Below are 23148 nucleotides of genomic sequence, written 5' to 3'. Positions count from 1 at the left end.
TAAATAGTCTAAAGGTAATAGTCTTATAAACTCATGAAGAAAGCCGATTCAAAAAAGAATCGGCTTTCTTCATTTCTTCAGATTATTGAACAAGTTCTTTTTCTACTTCGTGTTCCTTAATGTGGGCTTTAGGGAGTAATGTCTTTTTAAAATCAAACTCTTCCATTTCCATTCCGAATTTAGCTTTGTTTGGAAAATCCGGATTGGCGAGTGCACTTGTACCCAGAGCCGCTAAGTCAGCGTGTTTTTCCTTTAAAAGCTGTTCCGCTTTTTCAGGATTCCCTAATTGGCCATTCGCAATGACAGGAAGCTGGCTGAATTCTTTGGCTGCTTGAGCAAGAGTTTTTGTCCCTGGTCCAAACGAAGATTCTAAGGCATCCTGATCTGTCACATGAATGTAGTCTAATGGAGTGTTGCCCAGGGCAGCAAAGATTTGTTCGGCTTCTTTTTCACCTTTTTCCCACTTATGCGAGCTGTCGGATACTTTAGCTTGAGAAATCCGAATTCCTAAGATGAAGTCTTCGCCAACAGCTTCTCTGACAAGTTCGATCACCTCTATCATGAGTCGCATGCGGTTCTCGACTGTGCCGCCATATTGATCATCACGATTATTTAAATAATCCGTTAAAAATTGATCGAGAAGATAGCCGTTGGCTCCGTGGATTTCCACACCATCGAAACCGGCTTCCATTGCCCGAAGTGCGCCCTCTTTAAAAGCTTTTTTCGTATTTTCAATCTCTTCTATCGACATTTCTCTAGGTTCTGAAAAAGCTCCTTTTCCTCCGTAAAATTCCAGCTGGTTTCCTTTAGGGGCGACTGGAGAGGGAGCTATCGTCTCATCCGTATAACTGTTCCCCTGGCTTTGTCCGCCGGCATGCATGATCTGAGCGATAAAGAGAGCCCCCTGGTTCTTAACCGCTTCTACGACAGGTTTCCACGATTCTGTATGACTGCCGTTAGCTAACCCTGGCTGATTATAGTAGCCCTGACTGTAGTTATCATCAGGATAAATACCTTCAGAAATAACGGCGCTGAACCCGCCTTTGGCATAACGTTCGTAGTATTTTTTCATCGTTATATTGGCTCTGCCGTCATCTTCCGCACTGATTCTTGTCATCGGTGCGACGACCATCCGGTTAGATAATTCTTTTTGATTTAGTTTAGTCTTAGAAAATAAATGGTGATAGTTCATATCTTTTTCCTCCTTAAAAAACGATCCTTTAGATCCATACCCGTCTCACAAAGATTTAAAGATAATGATCGGTTAGAGTAGAGAGTTTTTGTGGAAAAAAGAAGGGAATACACCCTATATCTATCATTGAAAGGAGAAATGAACGTGGCAAAATTAAAAGCTCTGTTCTTAAATGCTTCCTTAAAATCTTCTGAGGAACCATCCAATACAGAAGGCCTTGCTCAAGAGGTTATCGATATCTATACGAAAGAAGGAGTGGAAAGTGAAATCGTAAGGCTTGCCGATTATCATATCCCTTATGGAATTGAAAAGGATATGGGAGAAGGGGATGAATGGCCGCTTATTTTCGAAAAAGTAATTAATTCGGACATAGTTATCCTCTGTTCACCTATATGGCTTGGGGAAAAAAGCAGTCTGGCTATGGCGGCTATCGAAAGGCTGTATGGGAGCAGCAGTGAGACGAACGAAAAGGGGCAGTCTATTTTTTATAATAAAGTAGGAGGAGCAGTAGTTACGGGAAATGAAGATGGGGCGAAAAATGCAGCTTCTTCATTATTATATGGTCTCTCTCATATTGGATTTGTCATACCTCCAAATGTTGATACCTATTGGGTAGGAGAGGCAGGTCCCGGGCCTTCTTATATGGATGAAGGCGGCCAGGAGAATGATTTTACTAAGAAACATGTGGAAATGCTCGCCTGCAATACGATGCATCTAGCTAATATTTTTAAAGAAAATCCTATCCCGGCAAAAGGAAATACGATGGAATAGGAAAAGGACGGCCATTCGACGGCCGCCCTTTTTTAATGGTGCATCAGCTTTTTTTCTACTAAATAAAAATCTTTCTCGTGTCCGGTTAGGAGGGCTAGTTCATGCAGCTGCTCAAGCAGATACCTTCGATCGATGTCATAGATAAAGTTATCTAAAATATGGTCAGCGGTATTGCTGGCAAATTCCCATAAAGTATCCTGCTTATCCTCAGGCATCGACTCTGCCATCATGTTGATTACTGAAATAAGTTCGGTGATCATCGTGTAGTCATTTTCCATATGGTGACGAATCTTCCCAAACCCTTTGTGTAAATAATACTCAAAATCTTCGACTTCCATAATGATTCTTGTCTGCTTCTCACTATCCTGTAAATAAGGAGTGAAGCTTATATCTTCATTAATTGTCAGCAAAAGATCGGCAATGTGATGAATGGTCGTCAGTGCTGTTTCCGGGTCAGAAGCGCCAATGGCTTTTACGGCAACCTCACTTAATTTAGAAATTCCCATCTTCATTTCCTGAATTTCGGTTTTCTTATGACCGAACTCAATCATTTTCAAGTATTTATCCGAAGATACCTTCTCAGCACCCGGTCCCCATATAGCGAATAATCGGTTGTCCTTTAAACTGAAGTCGCCGATTTTTTTATACAGTTTAATCACGACATCATCTTTTTGAGCTTCATCAATCATGTCTTTAAAGTGAATCATTTGAATGTATGCTGATTTCGGAATAGATGCCACTTTTTTTGAAGCAAAATACTCGCTCTTTAAATCGCCGGACTGATATCCTCTATATTCTTCAAGTTCAAATCTAAGCGTTTCTTCAATAATTTGCTTTGAAGTATTTTTCATCGAGTAAGTAAAATTATGAACCTGCATCCAGCTCGACGCATGATTGATGAAAAAAATAAACGTAATCAGTGTTAAAGCTGCAAGAATCACAGCCATAATCGGGATCGCTGAGTAGTATTCGTTCTCATTGTTTGTAAGAAACAAAAAGACAAACAATACATAGATGAAACTTGCATGAAAAATGCCCAGCAGGTGCTGAGTGGTTTTATCAGAGATAAAGTTAAACATCATTCTCGGCGAAAATTGAGCGCTGAAGTTGGTTAATACTATAAGCAGCGAGTTAAGGGTGAACGCACTTAATGTCAGGATCCCGCCGATTAAAGTACTGACTAACGTCTGTGTAGCTTGACCGCTGGCACTAAACCAGTGATGAACATAATTGGACATATTCAGCTGAAGATCCAAAAACAATGTAATTAACACAATGATTATAGTACCTCCAATATAAATAAGAGGCAGCGACCATAATGTCATCTGGAGTTCATACTTTCTCTGGCGGCTGGACATTTGAAGATATTTACGCATATGAACGGGTAAAGAGTTAATTAATTTATCTATCACAAGGCAGCCCTCCGTGTTGGTTGGATCATAATTGAATAAATTCAGTTTATCCGCAAGGCTGCCATTGTAAACTCTAACTTTTTACCAATTGAAACGGCGTTGCGTATAGGTTGATGCACAGGGAGGGAGCATGATTAAGGACACCGATGCCCTGGGGAGTCAATGACTATTGACTCGATAAAATTGGAGCCATATACCAAAAAGCGGTGTGGTCTAATCAAATATTAAATGAAGGTGAATATTATAGCGTCTGTTACAAAAACTAACAGACGTTATAATTTTGAGAAGGCAGGGATTATTTTGACAAGTATACTCGTTAAGATTTTCGCATTACCCAGTGTGCTTATTTTGTCTATGTATTTCTTAGAAACCGTCAATTATGGGCTAATATGGCAGCCGATCGTACTTGCCGTAGTTCTGCTTATAGTGGGAGTAGGGATGGAGTACTTATTATTAAGGCGGGGAAATCTGTGGTCGAGTGTTTTTCTCGATTTTGTCGTGACGCTCTTTATGGTGTGGGGGCTGTCTAATTTGTTTGCTGGTGCTTATGTCACCTTCGCCGGAGCCCTTATCGTTTCAGCTGTGATTGGAGTGTGTGAATACTTCCTTCACCTTCATTTAATCACGAATAGAAAGGTAGCAGGTTCACCTGCCTGAATGCTCAGACACTTGTCTGGGTTTTTTAGCTTAAAAGGGAAGAGCAGCCACTCGTTATCTAAAGCGGCTCTTCCCGCACAAAGTCCAAGCTGCGGAATCTTGCCTATTCCCCCACCTATAGCATTATTTAATAGAGCCTCACTTTAGAAGGGTTCCTATGTATAATCCTATGAGTGCAAATACAATACCGGCAGCATAGCTTAAAACTGTGTAAATCACTAATGTCTTTCTTAGCCGATCCTTTTGTAATTGAATGCTTTCGAGCTTGAAGGTAGAAAAGGTAGTGAAAGCTCCGAGCACCCCTGTGCCGAGAAATAACAAAATTCCACTGCTCACATTTAATCCAGTCAGGAGCCCCAGCCAAAAAGAACCTGTGGTATTTACAAAAAAAGTAGCTGCAGGAAATCTGGATGTACGTTTTTTTTTTGCATATTGACTGATGAAAAAGCGTAAAACGGCTCCAATAAATCCGCCCAGTCCTACGAGTAAAAAGCTGGCTAACATTGTCATGCCGCCCACCTCCTTTTACCCAGAAGACAGCCAAGGTATGAGAGGGAATAACCGCCCGTCATACTTAAGGTGACGTATATTAAGGCTAATAAAAATTCACTGTTTTCAAGCAGGATTACAGTTTCCAGGCTAAATGTTGAAAAGGTAGTAAAAGAACCAAGAAACCCTGTAGCTGCAGCGGTTTTTAATTGAGAAGACATTTGTAATTTAGTGAATGCTGTGTAAGTAAACCAGGCTAGAAAAAAGCTGCCGATGAGATTCACAGACAGAGTTGAAAAAGGGAAATACTGATCAGCTCCATACATCCAGATACTTAAAAGATAACGCAGGGAAGCACCTAAAGCCCCAGCAATTCCAACCCATACATAAATCATAACGATCCTCCTTCTTCCAATGACTTTTATAATACACTAACTGCTGAGCAGACAGCAATTCTATTTAAAGCAAAGCGGAAAACTCGGATTTATATGTTACAATGATCTTAAATATATCTCACCTTAGAGAGGGGATCATCACATGTCAAAAATTTATGTTATCCATGAAAATGAGGAGTGGACTTCTCATCTGACTACATGGTTAGAAGAGTTGAACTTACCATATGAACTCTGGCATTTAGATGAAGGAACCATTGACTTAACAAGTCAGCCGCCAGAAGGTATCTTTTATAATAGAATTAGTGCATCGTCCCACACAAGAGACCATCGGTTTGCTCCGGAGTTTACAGAAGCCGTTCTTGCTTGGCTTGAAAGTCATAACCGAGTTGTAGTAAACGGAAACCGCGCGCTGCGCTTGGAAGTTAGTAAGGTGAATCAATATATGGCTTTAAACAGTGAGGGGATTCGTACACCTAGAACTGTAAGTGCTGTAGGGAAGAATCATATTATAGAAGCAGCCAAACAGCTCAATGAATCATCTTTTATTACAAAACATAACCGTGCCGGCAAGGGACAGGGTGTACAGCTTTTTCATTCCCTTGAGGCTGTAGAGCAATATATAAATGGGGAAGATTATGAGGAGCCGGTCGATGGAATTACGTTGCTCCAGCAATATATTGAAGCGCCAGAACCTTATATTGTCCGTCATGAATTCATCGGCGGTAAATTTGTATATGCTGTTAAGGTGGATACGTCGGAAGGGTTTGAATTATGCCCGGCGGATGCCTGCAAAATAGATGATTCTTACTGTCCGACAGATAAGCCTGATATGGCGAAGGGTGCTAAATTCCAGATATTAGATGGTTATTATAATCCAATTATAAAGAAATATGAGAAATTCCTTAAGGATAATAGAATACAAGTGGCAGGTATTGAAGCGATCCAGGATGCTGAGGGTCATTTGTATACCTATGATGTGAATACCAATACGAATTATAATTCCGATGCAGAACGTGTAGCAGGAGTCTATGGAATGAAAGAATTAGCTCTCTATCTACAGCAAGAGCTTGCTGATTTCAATGAAAAACAAGCGGTTGTCCGATAGATTTCCATTCTATGAAGGTGATAAAATAGAGGTGCAGCTATAATTAACGTGGCGTAAAGGCGGTTGGCCATCTCCCTAAGAGGGGAGGTGGTTGTTTGTCAAACTATGAAGTGCTGATGGTCCTTTTGACTTCAAACTTAGTTTTGATTGGGATCATCAAGATCGTTGTTGCGATTATTAAAGAAACAAAAAAAAAGTAACTGTCCATGCCCCGAGTAAAGGATAGGATGTTACTTTTCAATGAATATTTGGTCAGCCGCTTGTTATGCGGCTTATAGTTGTTTTTAGACTGAGTGCGGTAACACTCAGTCTTTTTTCTTATAATTATTATACATAGGAAAATGAAGAACATTCAAGCGATAAATACACCCCTGTAACCAGGAGTTTTTCTATTAGTGGCGTTTATTAAGCCATAGGACACCTGATTTTGCCAGACGGGGAAGTCGTCCGGTAACCGGCTGCTGCATCATATTTCCAAATCCATCTGATTTACCAAGAGAGCCGAGCGTTCCTTTTAATTTAATCTCTTTAGGTTTACTTGGCTCTTTTCCTTGAAATAATGCTAATAGAACTTCAGCAATCTGCTCTCCCTGCTGCCCGGCTAATTGAGCACTCGGTGAAAAATGAGAAGATGCGCAGTCGCCAACTACATATACATTCGGCTGAGATGGCACCTGATAGAAATCATTGAGAACGACCTTATCCTGTTCGTCTTTCTCAAACGGCAGCTCACGCACTAGATAATTCGGACGAACTCCTGCGGTCCAGATCGTTACATCGTTAAGATAGCATACGCCGTTGTTGCATACGCCGTCTTTTTCTACATAACCGACATTTGCATTATGGAGGACCTCTACCTCATTACTGGCAAACCATTCTTCTACGTAATTTTGAATCTTTTTATCAAAAGCCCGCAGTACGGTCTCGCCTCGATCCAATAAACGAATGTTAAGGTCAGGCCTGCTTTCGCGGATTTCTGAAGCTACTTCTATTCCGCTTAGCCCGGCACCAACTACCGTAACTTTTCCGTAGGCTTTTAAGTTACCGACAGATAGTCCGGTGCTCCTTGCTTTTTGGAAGGTTTGAACACTCTCTGTATATTCTTCTGCGCCATCTATGCCATGATAGTTATCTTCACAGCCGAGGCCGATAACTAAATAATCGTAAGGCACTGTTTCTTTAAAATCCTTTATGAAAATTTGCTCGCTTTCTACGTCAATTTTATTAATCTCTTCAAAAATGCAGCTTACTTGCTCATGCACAGGAAACTCCATACGAACGTTTTTGTCAGCTTCCGTCCCAGCTGCAATTGCATAGAATTCCGTCTTAATGGAGTGATAAGGATTTCGGTCGATTAATGTAATATGTACATCTTTTGGTATTCCTGAATCCAACAGGCTTAACAGCATTTTTACACCGCCGTACCCGCCTCCCAGTATGACTAATCGTTTCATGCCAAACACCATCCTTTATGGGGCTTTAATATATCATGTGAAAATATAAGCAGGCTTATCCATGGAGAACGCTTACTGATGTTTTACCACTAATAGACTACCAAAAAACTTATTATAACACTAGGTAATCCCGAATTTTTTTAACAAATTCAATAGTTTGAATCTTCAATGAAAGGGTAGGACATTAATAAGAATGGTAAATAGGACATATGACATAGGGAGGTATTAATATGAGTGAACGAAATACAGTGATCGAAAACTCATTGACAACTTTGTTAAAAGACGAAAGCTTTTTACCAGACTTAAAAGCTCAGACACGGGAACAGGCTTTTAAGTCATTGGTAGCTTTGCTATCCACACCGAATCATGTACATAAATCATACTTGCGGGTGTCATTAGAAAATGGAACGATCGTAAGAATCCCCTCATTCCGTGTTCAGCACAACGATACACTTGGCCCTTATAAAGGCGGCATTCGTTTTCATGAAAGTGTTAATGAAGGAGAAGTTTCAAATTTAGCACGGCTGATGACTTTAAAAAACGCCCTGCACGAGCTTCCTTTTGGAGGAGGCAAGGGAGGAGTCATCATAAACCCTAGAGAATATACAGTGAAAGAGCTTCATCTCATTTGTAAGAAATATGTGCAGTACTTTAATGATATATTAGGCCCTGATAAAGATATTCCCGCTCCGGATGCAGGTACAGGAGAGCGGGAAATGGATTGGATGATGGCTGAGTATAAAAACATTCATCCTGGGGAGCCTTATCGCGGGAGCTTTACAGGAAAAAGCATCATTAACGGTGGATCTTTAGGGAGAAAACAGGCCACAGGTAAAGGAGTGTATTTTACATTCCGCTATATGATGCACAATTTCTTGAAGGAGCAGGAAAGATGGCTGCAGACGCAGGATAATATTTTTGCTGAAACAGCCCTGAATCATTTGGATAAAAAGCTGAAAGTAGCTGTGCAAGGTTTTGGAAATTTAGGTTCAGTGGCAGCTCTTGAAGCCTTCCAATGCAACTATCTGCAAAACGAAGTGATCGCCGTAAGCGATAGACAAGTGATGCTGTATAACTCGGATGGACTGGATATCCCGGCCCTTCTTAAATTTGCTGAAGAAAATGATGGAGATTTACCGTCAGCCAAAGAAGACTTGTCAGCACATGATATAAAAGCGGAAATCAGGGATAGAGATTCCCTTTTAGAAATTGATGCTGATGTACTTATCATGGCAGCTCTTGAAAACCAAATTCATAAGGACAATATGAAGAAGATAAAAGCACCTCTTATTGTAGAAGGAGCAAATGCTCCGATTACGGAGGAAGCCGATAAATATTTAAGTGATCAGGGTACATTAATTGTTCCGGATATTTTAGCGAATGCGGGCGGGGTTATTGTGTCTTATTTAGAATGGATTCAAGGAAGAGAAACCCAGTTCTATAAAGAAGAGCAAATTTACGAATTGCTCTATGAGAAGATGCAGAACACGATGGACACGATTCTTCCACAATTCTTTGGAGATCCTTTCCCGCTGCGGCAGAATTGCTACATTCATTCTGTTATGAAACTCTCAACCGTATTGTTTAGACAGGGTAAACTTTATTAAGCATATAAGCTTCTTTTAAAAGTCCTCTTCAGAGCCGCTGCTTTTCTTCCCATTACGAGGAAAAAGGTTAATCGAACCCTACTCAGAGGATTCAGCTAACCTTTCACCTGGTACCTTGCATCCTTAAGAGTGTAGCCCCCCGGGAAGAGAACTAATAGAACGAGAGAGAAAAACTTATGAAGATAGATAGGGGCGAAGGGAAACGGGGAGACTCCTGTGGGAGAAAAGAACAGGGTGAGATCCCTAAAAGGCGAAGCCTTAAGGAAGCTCACCGTACGCACAGGGAAAGCGATCCGTTTACCGGAGCCCTTTGCTGTATCCGATCCTTTGAAAGAAAAGTCGGTCGTCCGCTGCATGAGGTTTCTCTGCAAGCTGAGCTCCTTTTTGAAAGGAGCTTTTTTCATTTAAAACGAAATTCTTTCTTTAGCCCAGGATTTCCCGTAAGCTAATAGCAAAACTACAGAAAAAGAGGGTTAATTCATGAAACAAATATACAGTGAAATCCTTCAGTTCCGGGGTTCACATTATGATTTTGGATATAAACAGGGGGAGCTATTAAAGGACTCATTAACTGTAGAGAACCGCCGCCGGCAATGGAAGGTGAGAAAGCCGCGGTTTGTGGTTGAGGAAGGGGAAGCCAAAGATGCCATTACTCAGTTTGCTCCTCAGCTGTGGCATGAATTAGAAGGATTAAGAGATGGCTTAAAGTGGCCGATGGAAAAAGTTCTCATGGAGTTTGGAGGCTACCGTGTTGATTATAAACGATCGGGTTGTTCGATTATGACGGGCAATGGCTATTTTATCAGGAATTATGATTATATGCCTAAAACGTATGAAGGCCGTTATTGTTTGTATCAGCCGGCAGATGGAGGCTATGCGATTGCCGGCCCGACTCAGCGAATTACGGGGCGAATGGATGGGATAAACGAGCATGGTCTGGTCCTCGGGTATAATTTTATGCATCGCAAGAAACCAGGCGATGGATTTATCTGCTGTATGATCGGACGATTAGTCTTAGAATCATGTGCAAACGTAGATGAAGCGGCAGCCATGTTAAAAGAAATCCCTCACCGTCATTCATTTAGCTATATCGTTTTTGACCGCAGCAACCGTACTTACGTAGTAGAGGCATCTCCTCGGGGAGTGGAGACTAGAGAATCTGATGTCTGTACAAACCATTTCGAATTGCAGAAAAAAGAAAACCGCAATCACCTCCTGGACTCAATGAAGCGCATGGAATCGATTAATAACGCCCGCCCACATATTAACGGAGCTTATGATGCATTCCGCCATATGAATGATACGGATAAAGGGGTATTCTCCAAGCAGTACAGCAACTGGGCAGGCACGATTCACACATCTGGTTACTTACCGCAGGATATGAAGGCATGGTTTGCTCTAGGAGGAGACAAGGAACCTGTAGAATTTGATTTTAGCGATTGGTTAATTGGAAAAGACGTTGCATTGTCTAAAATAACCGGAGAAATTGATACAGATATTCCGTTTGTTCATATGGAAAAAGGGGCATATTGGAGCGCTCGAAGGTAGCAGGGAAGGATATCTATTCATAAGGAAGGGAAATCCTTTGTTTTTTATTAATTATCTCCTTCAAACTATAAATTTCTCATAAACTAGCAGCGTTAGTCGTTTCTCCGGTTAAATGGGGCGCTGATTTCTCTATTCTGTAGAAAGCTGTGGAGTGGAAAGGGAAATCCCCCCTCTAAACTGAGAGCTGATTTCTTTATAAATATTAATCTTCTTTTTTTTGGAAAATACGTTTACAAATGAGGTAATTGAGGAACATTCCAAATATATAGGAATTATGAACCTGTTGGTTAATAGTATGGTATGAAGAATACATTGAGGAAAGAAGAGTTTTTGAGAGCAGGAAAGAGCTGACTGGGTGTCAGCTCTTTTCTTGGTGAACCAGCATTAAGGAAAGGAGAGATGAGCTACATGGGAATACCATCCCTCAGTTTTTGAAAGAGTTCCTGAAAAAGAAGTTAAATCCGTCGTTTATCATTATGTTTGGTTCTTATCCTCATGGGTCGGAGCGGGGAGAAAGCGATATTGATTTAGCTTTTTGGGGCGAGCAAAAGCATTCATCTTATAATCTTTTTCTGATATCTCAACAATTAGCTGATTTAATTGAAGTAGAAGTGAATTTAATAGACTTAAGAGATGCCTCATATGTCCTTCAAACCCATATATTTTCAAACGGGACAGTTATCTATTCTGAAAATGAACAGCTGCGTATGAAATTACAGATGGACGCTTGCAGTAGATATGCTTTTGTGAATTGTGAAGAAGGTTCCATCAAGTATTGTTTCGATGAAAGAAGGACTTATGATGAACGATGAACTAATCATAAGCAAGATAAACTCTATGGAGAGAAGTATCCATAGAGTTTACGAAGTTTATGATCAAGAACCGAATCATCTGCTGGATGTAACAAAACAGGATTCCATGGTTTTAAATATCCAGAGAGCGTGTAAAGCAGCAGCAGACCTTGCGATTCACTTAATTGCGGAGTATCATTTTGGTCTCCCGCAGACGTATGAGGAATCGTTTGATTTATTATTTAAGAAGGGCGTTATTGATCAGCTTATGAAGGATAATGTGAAGAGCTTAGAGAAGTTTCGGCACCTCGCCACCGAAGATGCACGCAAGATTAACCTGAATGATTTAAAAAGGACGATCGAATCGGACTTAGAAGAGCTGTCCTCATTTGGAAAACAAATATTGAAATACCAAATATAGAGGCAGTCTCCGAGAAGACTGCCTCTTTTTTAAAAGTTATCCAGTTTTTAATGTTTCCTTCATTTGATCCAAATGCCGAAGTTCATGCCATCCAATAAATTCTACCCATTGTGCGGCACTCAAATCTCCAAACGCAGGGTGTGGGAATGAATATTCCTTCAATGTCTCTTCATCTTTGTTGTGAACGAGAAAAAGCAGGGCTTCTCTGGTTTTCTTAAGAGCTTCTCTAGCTTCATTTAAAGTCTTAAACTGCCCTGCTGGCTTTAATTCTTCAGGGGCTTCCACTTTATATTCTCTGTTGAGCGTGCGGTTAATAGGTTTCTCTTTAGCTGAGTTTGGCTCTTTATTTTCTAAAGTGCGGCTGATTTGGTAAGTAATTGATTTTTCAATTAAATAAAGGTGTTCTAGAATTTCTAATATTGACCATTTGTCAGCTTCAGGTTTTTTATTCGCTTCTTCATTCGTCAGTTCATCGGTAAACGAAAATAATTTTCGGCGTTTTTCTTCTATATCATACATTTAACTGCACCCTTTCTTATATTAAGATAATATTTACCATATATGACTTATATTACATTATGAAATTAAGAACAGCACGTTTTATAATATTCGCAGACTGATAAGTAATAAAATGGATACAATATAGTTTTTTTATCCTATGTTATTTTATTCTTTAGTTTGTTAATTTTATAAAGCACCCTTAACTTATTAGCGCCAGAAGAAATTAATTCGGCTGAATTTTCAGACAGATATTCCATTGTATGATAACATATACAGGGAAAAAAGAAGAAGTACAACGACTTAAGGAGGCAGATACATGAATTTAACAATAAAGATTTTTATTGGTTTAATTTTAGGTGCTGTAATTGGTTTAATTTTAAATTTCACCGCACCGGATTTGTTTACAACATTAGATACTTACTTATTCAGCCCTCTGGGGACAATCTTCTTAAACCTTATTAAGATGCTCGTTGTCCCTATCGTATTCTTTTCCATTACCTTAGGAACCGCTTCACTTGGTGATCCTAAGAAACTGGGCAGAGTCGGCGGTAAGACTATTGCGTTCTTCCTTGTTTCTACCACGGTTGCTATTACTTTGGCTTTAAGTTTAGCGTATATTTTTGAACCGGGTAACGCGAATATTGACCCTTCAGGTGCTAATTATCAACAAGAACAGGAGTCACCTGGGGTAGTTGAGACATTTACAAACATTATTCCTGAGAATCCTATTCAATCAATGGCTGAAGCTAATATGCTTCAAATCATTACATTTTCCGTTTTCCTTGGTTTAGCACTAGCCATGCTTGGCAAGAAAACCTCTGGAATTTACAGCTTATTAGAACAGGGTAATGACATAATGATGTGGCTTGTTACATTGATCATGCGTTTCGCTCCATATGGTGCTTTTGGTTTGCTGGCTTCCGCTGTAGGGGAAATGGGGCTTGATGGCGTGAGAGCGATGGGCGCTTACATGCTTATTGTAATCGCTGCCTTAATTATTCATGGTGCTTTATTTTACGGTTCTATAGTATCTTTCTTTGGAAAAATGAACCCGCTTCATTTCTTCAAGAGCTTCTTCCCAGCTATGACCGTAGCATTTAGTACCTCAAGCAGCAGCTCCACGCTCCCTATTTCTATGAAAACTGCGCAGGAGAAATTAAACGTATCTAAACCTGTCAGCAGCTTTGTTCAGCCGTTAGGTGCTACTATAAATATGGATGGAACCGCAATCATGCAAGGTGTGGCGACTGTATTTATTGCACAGGTTTACGGTGTAGATCTTTCTTTCGGCCAATTAATCATGGTTGTCTTAACCGCTGTGCTTGCGAGTATCGGTACAGCAGGTGTACCGGGTGTAGGGCTCATCATGCTGGCTATGGTTCTTAACCAAGTATCGCTGCCAGTGGAAGGTATTGCTCTAATCCTTGGTATCGACAGGGTGCTTGATATGGCTCGAACAGCTGTTAACATCACTGGCGACGCGGCGTGTGCCGTAGCTGTTGATAAATCTGAAGAGAGATATCGAGAAAAAAGTGAATTAAAACAACAATCTGTATAAATAAAAAGCCCGCTTAAACAGTGGGCTTTTTATTATTGAAAGCTATGGATGTAAAAACGTTATGAAACATTTTGAACAGTAGAATCAACTTTTTCTTTTTCCTGTTGTTTTCGAAAGATGGTGGCAATAATCGGACCAGAAATATTGTGCCATACACTGAAAATAGCACTGGGAACGGCTGCCAGCGGACTGAAATGTACGGAAGCCAGAGAAGCTCCAAGTCCGGAGTTCTGCATCCCTACTTCAATAGAAACAGCCCGCTTTTTAGCTGCCGGCATTTTAAACACTTTGGCCAGGCTATATCCTGCGATGTAACCTAGGATATTATGCATTGCAACTATTGCAAAGATTAGCGGCCCGGATTGAAGTATCTGATCCTTGTTTAATCCGATAACCGCAGCGACAATCGCAACGATGGCGACAACAGAGATCATTGGAACTGACTTAATTCCGGCGTTAATTTTGGACCCAAGTACAGCGCGAACAATTAATCCTAAAATAATAGGAACAAGAACGACGTTTACTATAGAAAGAAACATATCTCCTGCTGATACAGGAAGCCATTGGCTGGCAAATAAAAACATGAGTGCAGGTGTCATGATTGGTGCTAGCAAGGTTGATACAGAGGTTATCGCAACTGACAGGGCGGTATCTCCTTTTGAAAGGTATGTAATAACATTAGAAGCCGTACCGCCAGGACAGCAGCCTACGAGGATAACGCCGACGGCTACTTCTGTAGAAACAGGCAGTATAGTTCCCAGCAAAAAAGCTAAAAGAGGCATCAGCAGGAACTGTGCAAAACCCCCGACCGCCACATCTTTAGGTCTGCGGAATACTTCCTGAAAGTCTTTCTTAGAAAGAGTCAGGCCCATACCAAACATAATAATACCGAGTAATAGCGTAATATAGGGAGCAATCCAAGTGAAGGCACCTGGAGTTACTAGAGATAAAGCTGCAAATAAAACGACCCATACAGCAAATGTACGGCCGACAAAGCCGCTGATGGCGTCTAAGGTTTTCATTTAAGAAACCTCCTTTAAGTTTATAGGTGTAATTTCAGATTATACGTTATTTTCAGAATAATTGTATAGGTTTGTTAAAGAAAAAAATGAAAATAAATCGAGTGAGTATTATTTGTATTTCTATCACAACATGAGAGAATAATTAGTGTGAAAAGAAGGGGGAATAAGATCATGAATGAAAGACAAAAACTGGTTAATGAACGATGGAAAAAGACGAGGGAGATGGGGCAGTTTAAATATATATTGTTTTATGGGATTCTTGGATACGGTTCAGTTTTTATCATTTTCTCTTCTTTGATGGATATCTTCTTTGGGGAAGGAATAACCGGCCCGGTATTAATTGAGAAGTTAATCATAGGGATAGTCGGTGGTTTTATATTTGGATCACTTACGTGGTGGTTAAACGAACGAAGACTAACTAAATATAAGGAGAATCAATAGAGACCGGCCCATGATGCTGGTCTCATTTTTTGTAAAAGAATCGTAATCGAATTTCTCTCCTAACCTGTGATACAGTAAAAATTCTAAGGCTATTTATGACGCACATCCTAGACAAGGAGAGAGACTATGAAATTCCGTTCCTACTCTATCCCACTTATAATTTTTATAGCAAATATTATTCTATTGTTCATGCTGCTATTTGAAATGAGCGGCATACAGCCAGTAAACCATGGGGGACTGGGCTTTTTCGTACCATTCCTGTCTTTTCTTTCTTTTCAGTATATCCGTGCCCAGCAAAGGAAAAGAAATGAAGTCAGCCGGGGATTAAGTATGCTTCAAGTTATCAATGCTTTCACCTTTATATTGCCTTTTGTTATTTTTATTGTTTTTCTAGTCAAATTTCTATAAGCATTAGGTAAGAATGGACTATTCTCTCGTACATATGGGGCTATTAGACCTTTTTTGCCGTCTCATTCTTCATAATTGTCTAAAAAACCCTTTATTCTAAAGGAAGAGTGTAAATATTTCAAAAAAATTGTCGATGAATAATTGTTCAAATTCTAGTGTCTTTATGCTAAGATATTTTTTGTGATTAAATCAGTCATTATGCCTTATATCTCGGCGTGATTACTTAAATAGAGGTGACAAATAAAAGTGAATTATAATGTTTCAGTGGACATGGAAGGTAATGAAGAATTGAGAAGTTATTTGCGGGAAAAGGTCACAGAATGCAAGGATAGTACATATTTTCAAGCAAGAAATAAAGATGCTGCGCAGCCTATCAACATGTTCGTCACCGATGAAAAGCAGAAATGGCTTGGCGGGATCACCAGTGAGTTATACTGGAACTGGCTTGAAATTAATGACTGCTGGGTTTATGAAGAATTCAGGGGACAGGGAATTGAAAAAGAACTGGTGCAAAAAGTAGAGAGAATGGCAAGAAAAAGAGGGGCCGATTATTCGATGCTGACAACATTCGAGCAGGAAACGATGGCTTTTTATAAAAAGAACGGTTACGAAATTGTTGGCAAGATCGAAGACTATGTACCTGGCACGAACTTTTATACATTAAAGAAATCACTATAATACGGTTTAGCAGAAAGGTAGATTCTTTGGGTTATGTTGAGGAGCTTAGAGCATTAGTCGGACACCAGCCGTTAATCCTGACAGGTGCTGTTGCGATTCTGGTAAATGAAAATGGAGAGATTCTGCTGCAGGAACGTACTTCCCCAAAAAGAACCTGGGGACTGCCCGGAGGACTTATGGAGCTTGGTGAATCGACAGAAGAGACCGCCAAGAGAGAAGTATACGAGGAAACCAACTTAAGAATAGAACAATTAAAGCTGATTAATATTTTCTCTGGAGCTGATTATTATACAGTCGCTCCAAATGGAGATCAATTTTACTCAGTTACGACCGCTTATTATACCACTGATTATCAGGGAGAGCTGAGGTCCAATCCTGAGGAAGCCTGCAGATGTGAATTCATTTCTCCTCACCAGCTGCCAGAGAAGATGATTGGCAGCCATAGAAAAATGATAATAGAATATGTTGAAAAGTTTTCTTCAGAAAAATAGAAAACTAAAGGAATTATAAGAGGACAAGTTCTCCTGCACAGGAGAGTTTGTCCTCTTATAATTTTAAACCGCTTCGGCTCTTAAACCTTCTCAGTAAGATATGACTTTCCACTCTTGTTATCCCTTCCAGTGCATACAATTCCTTATTTACAAAAGACTCGAGCTCCGTAAAATCACTGACCAGCACATGCATATGCAGCGTGCTTGGACCGGTCATTTGATAACAGCTGGCCACAAAAGGGTTATTAGCCAGATTTTCTGCAACTTCTACAAGAGCGCGAGGCTCGCAGTCTACCTCAAAAAAAGCAGATACTTCTTTTCCCACCTTCTCGCTGTTTACGACGGCTGTAAATTTCTCAATAATGCCGCAATCAATAAGCTGATTGACTCGGGAACGTACAGCCACTCTAGACATGTCCAGCTTTTTTCCAATATCCGCATATGATAAACGACCATCCTCGATTAACAGCTCGAGGATTTTTTTATCTGTATCATCAATTTTTAATTTCTTCTTTTCCTCCATAAGCACCCGTCCTAACTTTTAGGTTTTAGCCTACTCTTTAGTTTTAAGGCTTTTCTAATAGAGTGTCAAATCAAAACGAAAACAAAACATCAAGAAGAGCATAAATATTCAAGAAAGACTAAAAGAATACATTTTTCTTCTAAAAAGGGGTTTAAATTTTTTGAAAATTCGCTTATAATCATCAGGAACATAAACGTTTGTTAATTAAAATTAACCATTTGGTTAACGTTTGTGGATAGAAAGGGGGTGTTTTAATTAAAAAGTTAAATCAATCTCTTTATTACTGCTGAAAGGAGGGAAATTAATTGCTCAGCTTAATTTTCAACAGGTTATTTCAACTGGTTCTGCTGCTAATAGGTATTTCATTTCTCGTATTTATGAGCATGCATATCGCACCGGGAAACCCAGCAACTATTATAGGGGGACCTACTGCTACGGAATCTGATCTTGCAGCTATCCGGGAAGAACTAGGCTTAAACAAACCAGTACTCGTCCAATACTACGATTACATAATAGGCGTAGTTCAAGGTGATTTAGGATACTCGTTTCAAAACAACCAGGAAGTTTCAAACGCAATCATTGAGCGGTTTCCCCAGACACTTAATCTGGCCATTGCCAGTATGATTGTAGCTGTGGTAATTGGCGTCCCTGCTGGAATAATCTCAGCCATAAGACAAAATTCGTGGTTTGATGTGTCCAGTACTACCATAGCTTTACTTGGTGTTTCCATACCGAATTTCTGGCTGGGGACGATGTTAATCCTTTTGTTTGCAGTAGAGTTGCAGTGGCTTCCAGTGGGAGGACTAAGTGCTCCATTTTGGACTATTGAAGGAATGAAACAGTTAATACTGCCTGCTATTACCTTAGGAACAGCGTCTGCCGCTATGATCGCCCGTATGAGCAGATCCGCAATGCTTGAAGTTATCCGGGCAGATTATATACGAACTGCAAAAGCTAAAGGAGTCAAAACCAGTGTTGTGGTTTGGCTGCATGCTTTGAGAAACGCAATGATACCTGTAGTTACTGTAATTGGTTTAAATTTTGGCTTTTTATTAGGAGGCACCATCATTACGGAACAGGTATTTGCAATAAACGGGGTCGGCCGATTAATGATTGATGCGATTGCTGCCCGGGATTTTCCGGTTGTACAAGGCACCGTATTGCTCGTGGCTACTCTATTTGTAGTAGTAAATCTCTTCGTGGATATTATATATGCATTTATTGATCCAAGAATAAGTTATGAGTAGAAAGGGGGTTATAAGTTGGCTGGTTCAGAAGCAATGTATAGGGATGTGAATGAAAACAAAAAAACCGCTAAAAAGCAAAAACTCATCACAAAGACAGTGAAAAGATTACTAAAAAACAAACTTGCCGTATTTGGTTTAGTTATTATTCTTTTACAGATTATTATGGCTGTGTTTGCCCCTTGGCTGACAGGTTATAACCCTGCGGCGCAGGATTTGGCAAATAGTGAATTAGGAGTTGGATCTCAAGACCACTGGCTGGGAACAGACAATTATGGAAGAGATGTATGGTCACGGCTGGTATTTGGAGCAAGGATATCTTTACTGGTGGGTGTTACTTCCGTTTTCTTAGGACTGGTCGGAGGAGTCTTTCTTGGATTAATCTCAGGGTATTTCAAAAAGTTGGACGGCCCCATTATGAGGTTTGTTGATCTTCTGTTTGCTTTTCCGGGCATTCTGTTGGCTATGCTGATTATCGCTATGCTGGGTACGAGCCTAGTAAACGTGGTAATCGCCATCAGTATCTGGTCAATTCCAACATGTGCAAGGATCGTAAGAGGAAGTGTACTATCGGTTAAAAAACAAGAATACATACTGGCCATGCGCTCGCTTGGCGCGAGTCATAACCGTATTCTTTTAAAACATATCCTTCCCAATTGCACGGCCCCAATTATAGTATTTGCCACGATGAGAATGGCAACTGCCATACTATCAACAGCAGCTTTAAGTTTTTTGGGTCTTGGTGCTCAGCCTCCATCTCCAGAATGGGGAGCCATGATAGCTGCAGGACAAGATTATATGTATTCATCTCCCCACTTAACGATAGTTCCAGGCATAGCAATTATGCTGGTGGTTTTTGCTTTTAACGTAGTAGGAGATGGGCTAAGAGATGCGTTAGATCCAAATATGAATTTAGATACATAAAGAGGAGGAGAAATATGATGAAATTGAGATGGTTAGCGTTCCTAATATTAATTGGTGCATTTCTGACAGGGTGCAGCAGTGAAAGTTCTTCAGATAATTCGAGCGGAGAATCGGCTCAGGAGCTTACTTATGCAACGACATCAGATGTTGTCGGACTTTCACCTATTGATACAAACGATTCGGTTTCAGCTGCAATGATCGGGCAAATGTATGAAACTTTATTCACAAGAAACCCTGAAACAATGGAAATCGAGCCTCTGCTCGCGGAATCTTACGACAACCCTGACGAGAATACTTGGGAAATTAAACTAAAAGAAGATATTACTTTCCATGATGGAACTCCATTTAACGCTGAAGCAGTTAAATATACGTTTGAGGAATTTGTAAATGAGGAGAGGGCGGCACCTCGTGCGTCCTTGCTTGAGCCAATTGAATCGATTGAGGCAAAAGATGAATACACAGTTGTTATCAAAACAAAGGAACCATACGGAGCCTTACTGGCAGCCTTATCTCACACAAACGCTTCTATCGTGAGCCCCGAAGCTGACCAAAACCAGGATATCAACCAAGAACCTGTAGGGACAGGTCCTTTCAAATTTGAAAGCTGGTCCCAAGGTAAAGAAGTTGTTTTAACAAGAAATGAGGAGTATTGGAAGGAAGCTGCTCAATTAGAAAAAGTCACTATGAAAGTCGTACCGGAATACTCCACAGCTGTTTCAATGTTAGAAACTGGTGAAGTACAGTTTATAGATGCTATCCCTACCCAGCATCTATCTCGAATCGAATCTATCGATGGAATTGAAACTTTAGAAAAAGCTGGTACTCCTGTCTATTCCGTAGGATTTAACTTTGACAAAGCACCATATAATGAGTTGGAATTTAGAAAAGCCGTTTCTCATGCAATCAATCGTGAAGCTTATGTGGGGCAGTTAAAGGGATTAGGAATTAAAAATGAAAGCATTATCGGACCTGAAGTGTTTGGTTATAATGAATCCGCCGAAGATGCAGGTTACAGTTATGACCCGGAGAAAGCTAAACAAATTATTGAAGAAAACGGTTATGGGAATGAGGAAATAACTTTACTGACTGCTAATAGAGAAGCTTATACGAGAATGGCTGAAGTCGTGCAGTCTCAGCTTTCTGAGGTTGGTTTAAATGTATCCATCGAGTCTATGGAATGGGGAACGTTTTTAGATACTACACCTAAAGGTGACTTTGACATGACCTTTACAAGCTGGTCAAACAGTACTGCTGACGGCAGTGAACTTCTATATCCGAACCTGCATTCTGATAATATCGATTCTTCCAACTGGGTGAGATATAACAATAGCGAGTTTGACGATTTAGTAGATGCTTCAAGATCCCAAGTGGACCAAGAAGCACGCCAGAAAAATTTAAATGAGGCCAACTTAATAGCCGTTAAAGATGCAGCATGGATACCGATGCACCACGGTGTAGTAACAGCCGCATTTGATGAGAGCGTGAAAGGACTTCAAATGGATCCTACAGGTCAATGGTCATTATACAACGTTCACAGGGAGTAAAAATAAATGACACAACTATTAGAAGTGAAAAATTTAGTCACCTCTTTTCGCACGGCTGAAGGAAAGGTTCAAGCAGTAAGGGATATTTCTTTTTCAGTAGATAAGGAAGAAACGCTTTGCATAGTAGGTGAATCGGGGTGTGGGAAAAGTATCACGAGCCTGTCTTTAATGGGATTGCTTCCTAATAATGGTGAAATCACATCGGGTTCTATTAAATTTAAAGAAGAAGAACTAACTGCGAAAACCGAAGAGCAAATGAGACGTATCAGAGGCAATGAGATATCGATGATCTTTCAGGAACCTATGACGGCTCTTAATCCAGTTTTCACTATAGGATTTCAGCTTATGGAGCCATTAAAAGTGCACACCAGCTTATCGAATGCAGAAGTGAAAGAAAGAGCTGTTGAACTCCTTGATCAAGTAGGCATACCTGATGCAAGGAAGAAACTCTCTCAATATCCGCATGAATTGAGCGGAGGAATGAGGCAGCGGGTTATGATTGCTATGGCACTTGCCTGCAGTCCTTCATTATTAATAGCCGATGAGCCGACGACTGCTCTGGATGTCACAATCCAAGCCCAGATCCTTGAACTAATGGATGATTTAAAAAGAGAATATGGGATGGGCATGATTATGGTTACCCATGATATGGGTGTTGTAGCTGAAGTCGCCGACAGGGTTATGGTTATGTATGCAGGGAAAGTGGTTGAAACCGGAACTGTCGAAGAGATATTTAATGATCCCAGCTACCCCTATACAAGAGGACTGTTAGCTTCTGTTCCAAACATAGACGACTTAAATCGAAAATTAGAAGCTATCCCTGGTTCACCGCCAAGCTTAACTGAAAAAATACCTGGCTGCCGGTTTCATCCAAGGTGTGAGTTTGCTGGTGATAAATGTATCCAAGAAGAGCCGCCAATGTATAATGTTTCATCAAGTCATCATTCAAAATGCTGGTTAGAAGAGAAAAAGGAGGTGCCCGTTGGTAATGGAAACAGAGACACAGCCTCTTATAGAAATATCTAATGTGAAAAAGTATTATCCTATCAAAAGTGGACTTTTAAAGAGAACGAAAGCGAATGTAAAAGCTGTTGAGAATGTTTCCCTTGAGGTGATTGAAGGTGAAACACTTGGTGTGGTCGGAGAATCAGGATGTGGTAAATCTACTTTTGGACGAACCATTCTTGGTCTCGAAGATTTAACAGATGGATCCATTAAATTTCGTGGAGATGAAATCGGCGGGCTCTCAGAACGTAAACTTAAGAAATATAAAAAAGATATGCAAATGATTTTTCAAGACCCTTATGCTTCATTAAATCCCAGGCAGAGAATAGGAGATGCATTAGAAGAAGCATTTATTATTCATACCAGACTTAGTAAAAAGGAAAGAGAAGAACGGGTCAAATCTCTATTAGTTGAAGTAGGTTTAAAGGAAGAACATGTGGATCGATACCCTCATGAATTCAGCGGGGGACAAAGACAGCGGATCGGGATAGCCCGGGCTTTATCTTTAAATCCTTCTTTAATAGTCTGTGATGAGGCTGTGTCTGCCTTAGACGTTTCTGTGCAGGCGCAAATTATTAAGTTGTTGAAGAGTCTGCAAGAATCTTATCAGTTAACTTACGTATTTATCTCACATGACCTCGGCGTTGTACGCCATGTATGTGATAGAGTGGTAGTGATGTACTTAGGTGCTACGGCTGAACTTGCTGCATCAGAAGATTTATACAACAATCCTTTACACCCTTATACAAAAGCATTATTATCGGCTATTCCAAGACCGGTACCTGGGAGAAAGCGAAACAGAGTGAAGCTTGAAGGGGATTTGCCAAACCCGGCAAATTATCCTTCAGGATGTCCGTTTCATACCAGGTGTCCATTAGCACATGAACGCTGTAAGGTGGAAAAACCTCAGTGGAGAGAAGTTGAACCTGGCCATTTTGTTGCTTGTCACGAGGTATAACAGTCAGGA

General features: G+C 40.3%; 25 protein-coding genes. 17 read left to right on the top strand and 8 right to left on the bottom strand.

All coding sequences use genetic code 11. The annotated features are described in order from the left end of the window. Positions 1-82 precede the first annotated feature (82 nt). A complete protein-coding gene (locus HUS26_RS11970) occupies positions 83-1192 on the bottom strand; it encodes an NADH:flavin oxidoreductase (protein WP_173917368.1) in 1110 nt (369 codons plus the stop codon). 144 nt (positions 1193-1336) lie between these two features. Here HUS26_RS11970 and HUS26_RS11965 point away from each other — a divergent pair, with 144 nt between their 5' ends. Beyond that, complete coding sequence (locus HUS26_RS11965; protein WP_254434189.1) at positions 1337-1963, top strand: flavodoxin family protein; 627 nt, start codon at positions 1337-1339, stop codon at positions 1961-1963. A gap of 32 nt (positions 1964-1995) precedes the next feature. Here HUS26_RS11965 and HUS26_RS11960 read toward each other — a convergent pair whose 3' ends face one another. Further along, a complete protein-coding gene (locus HUS26_RS11960; RefSeq protein WP_254434188.1) occupies positions 1996-3375 on the bottom strand; it encodes a DUF2254 domain-containing protein in 1380 nt (459 codons plus the stop codon). Positions 3376-3675: 300 nt separating this feature from the next. Between HUS26_RS11960 and HUS26_RS11955 the strand changes: the two genes are divergently transcribed. After that, positions 3676-4032, top strand: a complete 357-nt coding sequence (locus tag HUS26_RS11955; protein ID WP_173917366.1) for a DUF2512 family protein — start codon at positions 3676-3678, stop codon at positions 4030-4032. A 138-nt stretch (positions 4033-4170) separates the two neighbouring features. Here the strand turns inward: HUS26_RS11955 and HUS26_RS11950 are convergent, their stop codons facing one another. Further along, positions 4171-4536, bottom strand: coding sequence for a CrcB family protein (locus tag HUS26_RS11950; protein ID WP_173918830.1), 366 nt, complete (start codon positions 4534-4536; stop codon positions 4171-4173). A gap of 2 nt (positions 4537-4538) precedes the next feature. Continuing rightward, the gene (gene crcB / locus HUS26_RS11945) at positions 4539-4916 is read right to left on the bottom strand and encodes a fluoride efflux transporter CrcB (RefSeq protein ID WP_173917365.1); all 378 of its coding nucleotides are present in this window, start codon (positions 4914-4916) and stop codon (positions 4539-4541) included. 142 nt (positions 4917-5058) lie between these two features. On the opposite strand from crcB, the gene HUS26_RS11940 reads away from it, so the two are divergent. Then, a complete protein-coding gene (locus HUS26_RS11940) occupies positions 5059-6021 on the top strand; it encodes a RimK family alpha-L-glutamate ligase (RefSeq protein WP_173917364.1) in 963 nt (320 codons plus the stop codon). Between the two features lie 392 nt (positions 6022-6413). Here the strand turns inward: HUS26_RS11940 and HUS26_RS11935 are convergent, their stop codons facing one another. Then, positions 6414-7475, bottom strand: coding sequence for an NAD(P)/FAD-dependent oxidoreductase (locus tag HUS26_RS11935; RefSeq protein ID WP_173917363.1), 1062 nt, complete (start codon positions 7473-7475; stop codon positions 6414-6416). A gap of 230 nt (positions 7476-7705) precedes the next feature. Here HUS26_RS11935 and HUS26_RS11930 point away from each other — a divergent pair, with 230 nt between their 5' ends. From HUS26_RS11930 to HUS26_RS11915, 4 genes are all read left to right on the top strand, one after another. Beyond that, the gene (locus tag HUS26_RS11930; protein ID WP_173917362.1) at positions 7706-9082 is read left to right on the top strand and encodes a Glu/Leu/Phe/Val dehydrogenase; all 1377 of its coding nucleotides are present in this window, start codon (positions 7706-7708) and stop codon (positions 9080-9082) included. 480 nt (positions 9083-9562) lie between these two features. Then, positions 9563-10630, top strand: coding sequence for a C45 family peptidase (locus HUS26_RS11925; RefSeq protein WP_173917361.1), 1068 nt, complete (start codon positions 9563-9565; stop codon positions 10628-10630). Positions 10631-11061: 431 nt separating this feature from the next. Continuing rightward, entirely contained in the window at positions 11062-11442 is a 381-nt protein-coding gene (locus HUS26_RS11920; protein WP_254434187.1) for a nucleotidyltransferase domain-containing protein, read from the top strand. After that, positions 11432-11842 (top strand): DUF86 domain-containing protein, encoded by a 411-nt coding sequence (locus HUS26_RS11915; protein ID WP_173917360.1) that lies wholly within the window; start codon positions 11432-11434, stop codon positions 11840-11842. The genes HUS26_RS11920 and HUS26_RS11915 overlap by 11 nt, the downstream gene beginning before the upstream one ends. 36 nt (positions 11843-11878) lie before the next feature. Here HUS26_RS11915 and HUS26_RS11910 read toward each other — a convergent pair whose 3' ends face one another. Continuing rightward, positions 11879-12361: a DinB family protein gene (locus tag HUS26_RS11910; RefSeq protein WP_173917359.1), complete on the bottom strand. Its 483-nt coding sequence runs from the start codon at positions 12359-12361 to the stop codon at positions 11879-11881. A 298-nt stretch (positions 12362-12659) separates the two neighbouring features. On the opposite strand from HUS26_RS11910, the gene HUS26_RS11905 reads away from it, so the two are divergent. After that, positions 12660-13901 (top strand): dicarboxylate/amino acid:cation symporter, encoded by a 1242-nt coding sequence (locus HUS26_RS11905; RefSeq protein WP_173917358.1) that lies wholly within the window; start codon positions 12660-12662, stop codon positions 13899-13901. Positions 13902-13960: 59 nt separating this feature from the next. Here HUS26_RS11905 and HUS26_RS11900 read toward each other — a convergent pair whose 3' ends face one another. Further along, positions 13961-14923 carry a bile acid:sodium symporter family protein gene (locus HUS26_RS11900; RefSeq protein ID WP_173917357.1) on the bottom strand — a complete coding sequence of 321 codons (963 nt, stop codon included), beginning with the start codon at positions 14921-14923 and terminating at the stop codon, positions 13961-13963. Between the two features lie 171 nt (positions 14924-15094). Between HUS26_RS11900 and HUS26_RS11895 the strand changes: the two genes are divergently transcribed. The 4 genes from HUS26_RS11895 (at position 15095) to HUS26_RS11880 (ending at position 16941) form a co-directional block, all read left to right on the top strand. Continuing rightward, positions 15095-15364 carry a hypothetical protein gene (locus HUS26_RS11895; protein ID WP_173917356.1) on the top strand — a complete coding sequence of 90 codons (270 nt, stop codon included), beginning with the start codon at positions 15095-15097 and terminating at the stop codon, positions 15362-15364. Positions 15365-15490: 126 nt separating this feature from the next. Then, a complete protein-coding gene (locus HUS26_RS11890) occupies positions 15491-15772 on the top strand; it encodes a hypothetical protein (protein WP_173917355.1) in 282 nt (93 codons plus the stop codon). 246 nt (positions 15773-16018) lie between these two features. Then, entirely contained in the window at positions 16019-16450 is a 432-nt protein-coding gene (locus HUS26_RS11885) for an N-acetyltransferase (protein WP_173917354.1), read from the top strand. A 26-nt stretch (positions 16451-16476) separates the two neighbouring features. Further along, complete coding sequence (locus HUS26_RS11880) at positions 16477-16941, top strand: NUDIX hydrolase (RefSeq protein WP_173917353.1); 465 nt, start codon at positions 16477-16479, stop codon at positions 16939-16941. Positions 16942-16996: 55 nt separating this feature from the next. Here the strand turns inward: HUS26_RS11880 and HUS26_RS11875 are convergent, their stop codons facing one another. Then, positions 16997-17464 (bottom strand): Lrp/AsnC family transcriptional regulator, encoded by a 468-nt coding sequence (locus HUS26_RS11875; RefSeq protein ID WP_173917352.1) that lies wholly within the window; start codon positions 17462-17464, stop codon positions 16997-16999. Between the two features lie 305 nt (positions 17465-17769). Here HUS26_RS11875 and nikB point away from each other — a divergent pair, with 305 nt between their 5' ends. Genes nikB through HUS26_RS11850 form a run of 5 tightly spaced genes read left to right on the top strand, consistent with a single transcriptional unit; the run spans position 17770 to position 23139 of the window. Then, on the top strand, positions 17770-18711 hold the full coding sequence (gene nikB, locus HUS26_RS11870) for a nickel ABC transporter permease (RefSeq protein WP_173917351.1): 942 nt from the start codon (positions 17770-17772) through the stop codon (positions 18709-18711). Between the two features lie 33 nt (positions 18712-18744). After that, positions 18745-19632 (top strand): ABC transporter permease, encoded by an 888-nt coding sequence (locus HUS26_RS11865; RefSeq protein WP_173918828.1) that lies wholly within the window; start codon positions 18745-18747, stop codon positions 19630-19632. Between the two features lie 17 nt (positions 19633-19649). Beyond that, the gene (locus tag HUS26_RS11860; protein ID WP_173918827.1) at positions 19650-21176 is read left to right on the top strand and encodes a glutathione ABC transporter substrate-binding protein; all 1527 of its coding nucleotides are present in this window, start codon (positions 19650-19652) and stop codon (positions 21174-21176) included. A 6-nt stretch (positions 21177-21182) separates the two neighbouring features. Beyond that, entirely contained in the window at positions 21183-22202 is a 1020-nt protein-coding gene (locus HUS26_RS11855; protein WP_173917350.1) for an ABC transporter ATP-binding protein, read from the top strand. After that, positions 22165-23139, top strand: a complete 975-nt coding sequence (locus HUS26_RS11850) for an ABC transporter ATP-binding protein (RefSeq protein ID WP_173917349.1) — start codon at positions 22165-22167, stop codon at positions 23137-23139. Before HUS26_RS11855 ends, HUS26_RS11850 begins: the two co-directional genes overlap by 38 nt. Positions 23140-23148: the final 9 nt, after the last annotated feature.

Source organism: Halobacillus sp. Marseille-Q1614, from assembly GCF_902809865.1.
GTDB lineage: Bacteria > Bacillota > Bacilli > Bacillales > Halobacillaceae > Halobacillus_A.
The sequence above is the reverse complement of the archived record's forward strand: the minus strand, read 5'-3'. Positions and strand labels throughout refer to the sequence as shown.

Coding starts and splice junctions, on each gene's coding strand:
- HUS26_RS11970 (WP_173917368.1), bottom strand. CDS start 1,192: ATGAACTATCACCATTTATTTTCTAAGACTAAACTAAATCAAAAAGAA.
- HUS26_RS11950 (WP_173918830.1), bottom strand. CDS start 4,536: ATGTTAGCCAGCTTTTTACTCGTAGGACTGGGCGGATTTATTGGAGCC.
- crcB (WP_173917365.1), bottom strand. CDS start 4,916: ATGATTTATGTATGGGTTGGAATTGCTGGGGCTTTAGGTGCTTCCCTG.
- HUS26_RS11940 (WP_173917364.1), top strand. CDS start 5,059: ATGTCAAAAATTTATGTTATCCATGAAAATGAGGAGTGGACTTCTCAT.
- HUS26_RS11935 (WP_173917363.1), bottom strand. CDS start 7,475: ATGAAACGATTAGTCATACTGGGAGGCGGGTACGGCGGTGTAAAAATG.
- HUS26_RS11930 (WP_173917362.1), top strand. CDS start 7,706: ATGAGTGAACGAAATACAGTGATCGAAAACTCATTGACAACTTTGTTA.
- HUS26_RS11925 (WP_173917361.1), top strand. CDS start 9,563: ATGAAACAAATATACAGTGAAATCCTTCAGTTCCGGGGTTCACATTAT.
- HUS26_RS11915 (WP_173917360.1), top strand. CDS start 11,432: ATGAACGATGAACTAATCATAAGCAAGATAAACTCTATGGAGAGAAGT.
- HUS26_RS11910 (WP_173917359.1), bottom strand. CDS start 12,361: ATGTATGATATAGAAGAAAAACGCCGAAAATTATTTTCGTTTACCGAT.
- HUS26_RS11905 (WP_173917358.1), top strand. CDS start 12,660: ATGAATTTAACAATAAAGATTTTTATTGGTTTAATTTTAGGTGCTGTA.
- HUS26_RS11900 (WP_173917357.1), bottom strand. CDS start 14,923: ATGAAAACCTTAGACGCCATCAGCGGCTTTGTCGGCCGTACATTTGCT.
- HUS26_RS11895 (WP_173917356.1), top strand. CDS start 15,095: ATGAATGAAAGACAAAAACTGGTTAATGAACGATGGAAAAAGACGAGG.
- HUS26_RS11890 (WP_173917355.1), top strand. CDS start 15,491: ATGAAATTCCGTTCCTACTCTATCCCACTTATAATTTTTATAGCAAAT.
- HUS26_RS11875 (WP_173917352.1), bottom strand. CDS start 17,464: ATGGAGGAAAAGAAGAAATTAAAAATTGATGATACAGATAAAAAAATC.
- HUS26_RS11865 (WP_173918828.1), top strand. CDS start 18,745: ATGTATAGGGATGTGAATGAAAACAAAAAAACCGCTAAAAAGCAAAAA.
- HUS26_RS11860 (WP_173918827.1), top strand. CDS start 19,650: ATGAAATTGAGATGGTTAGCGTTCCTAATATTAATTGGTGCATTTCTG.
- HUS26_RS11855 (WP_173917350.1), top strand. CDS start 21,183: ATGACACAACTATTAGAAGTGAAAAATTTAGTCACCTCTTTTCGCACG.
- HUS26_RS11850 (WP_173917349.1), top strand. CDS start 22,165: ATGGAAACAGAGACACAGCCTCTTATAGAAATATCTAATGTGAAAAAG.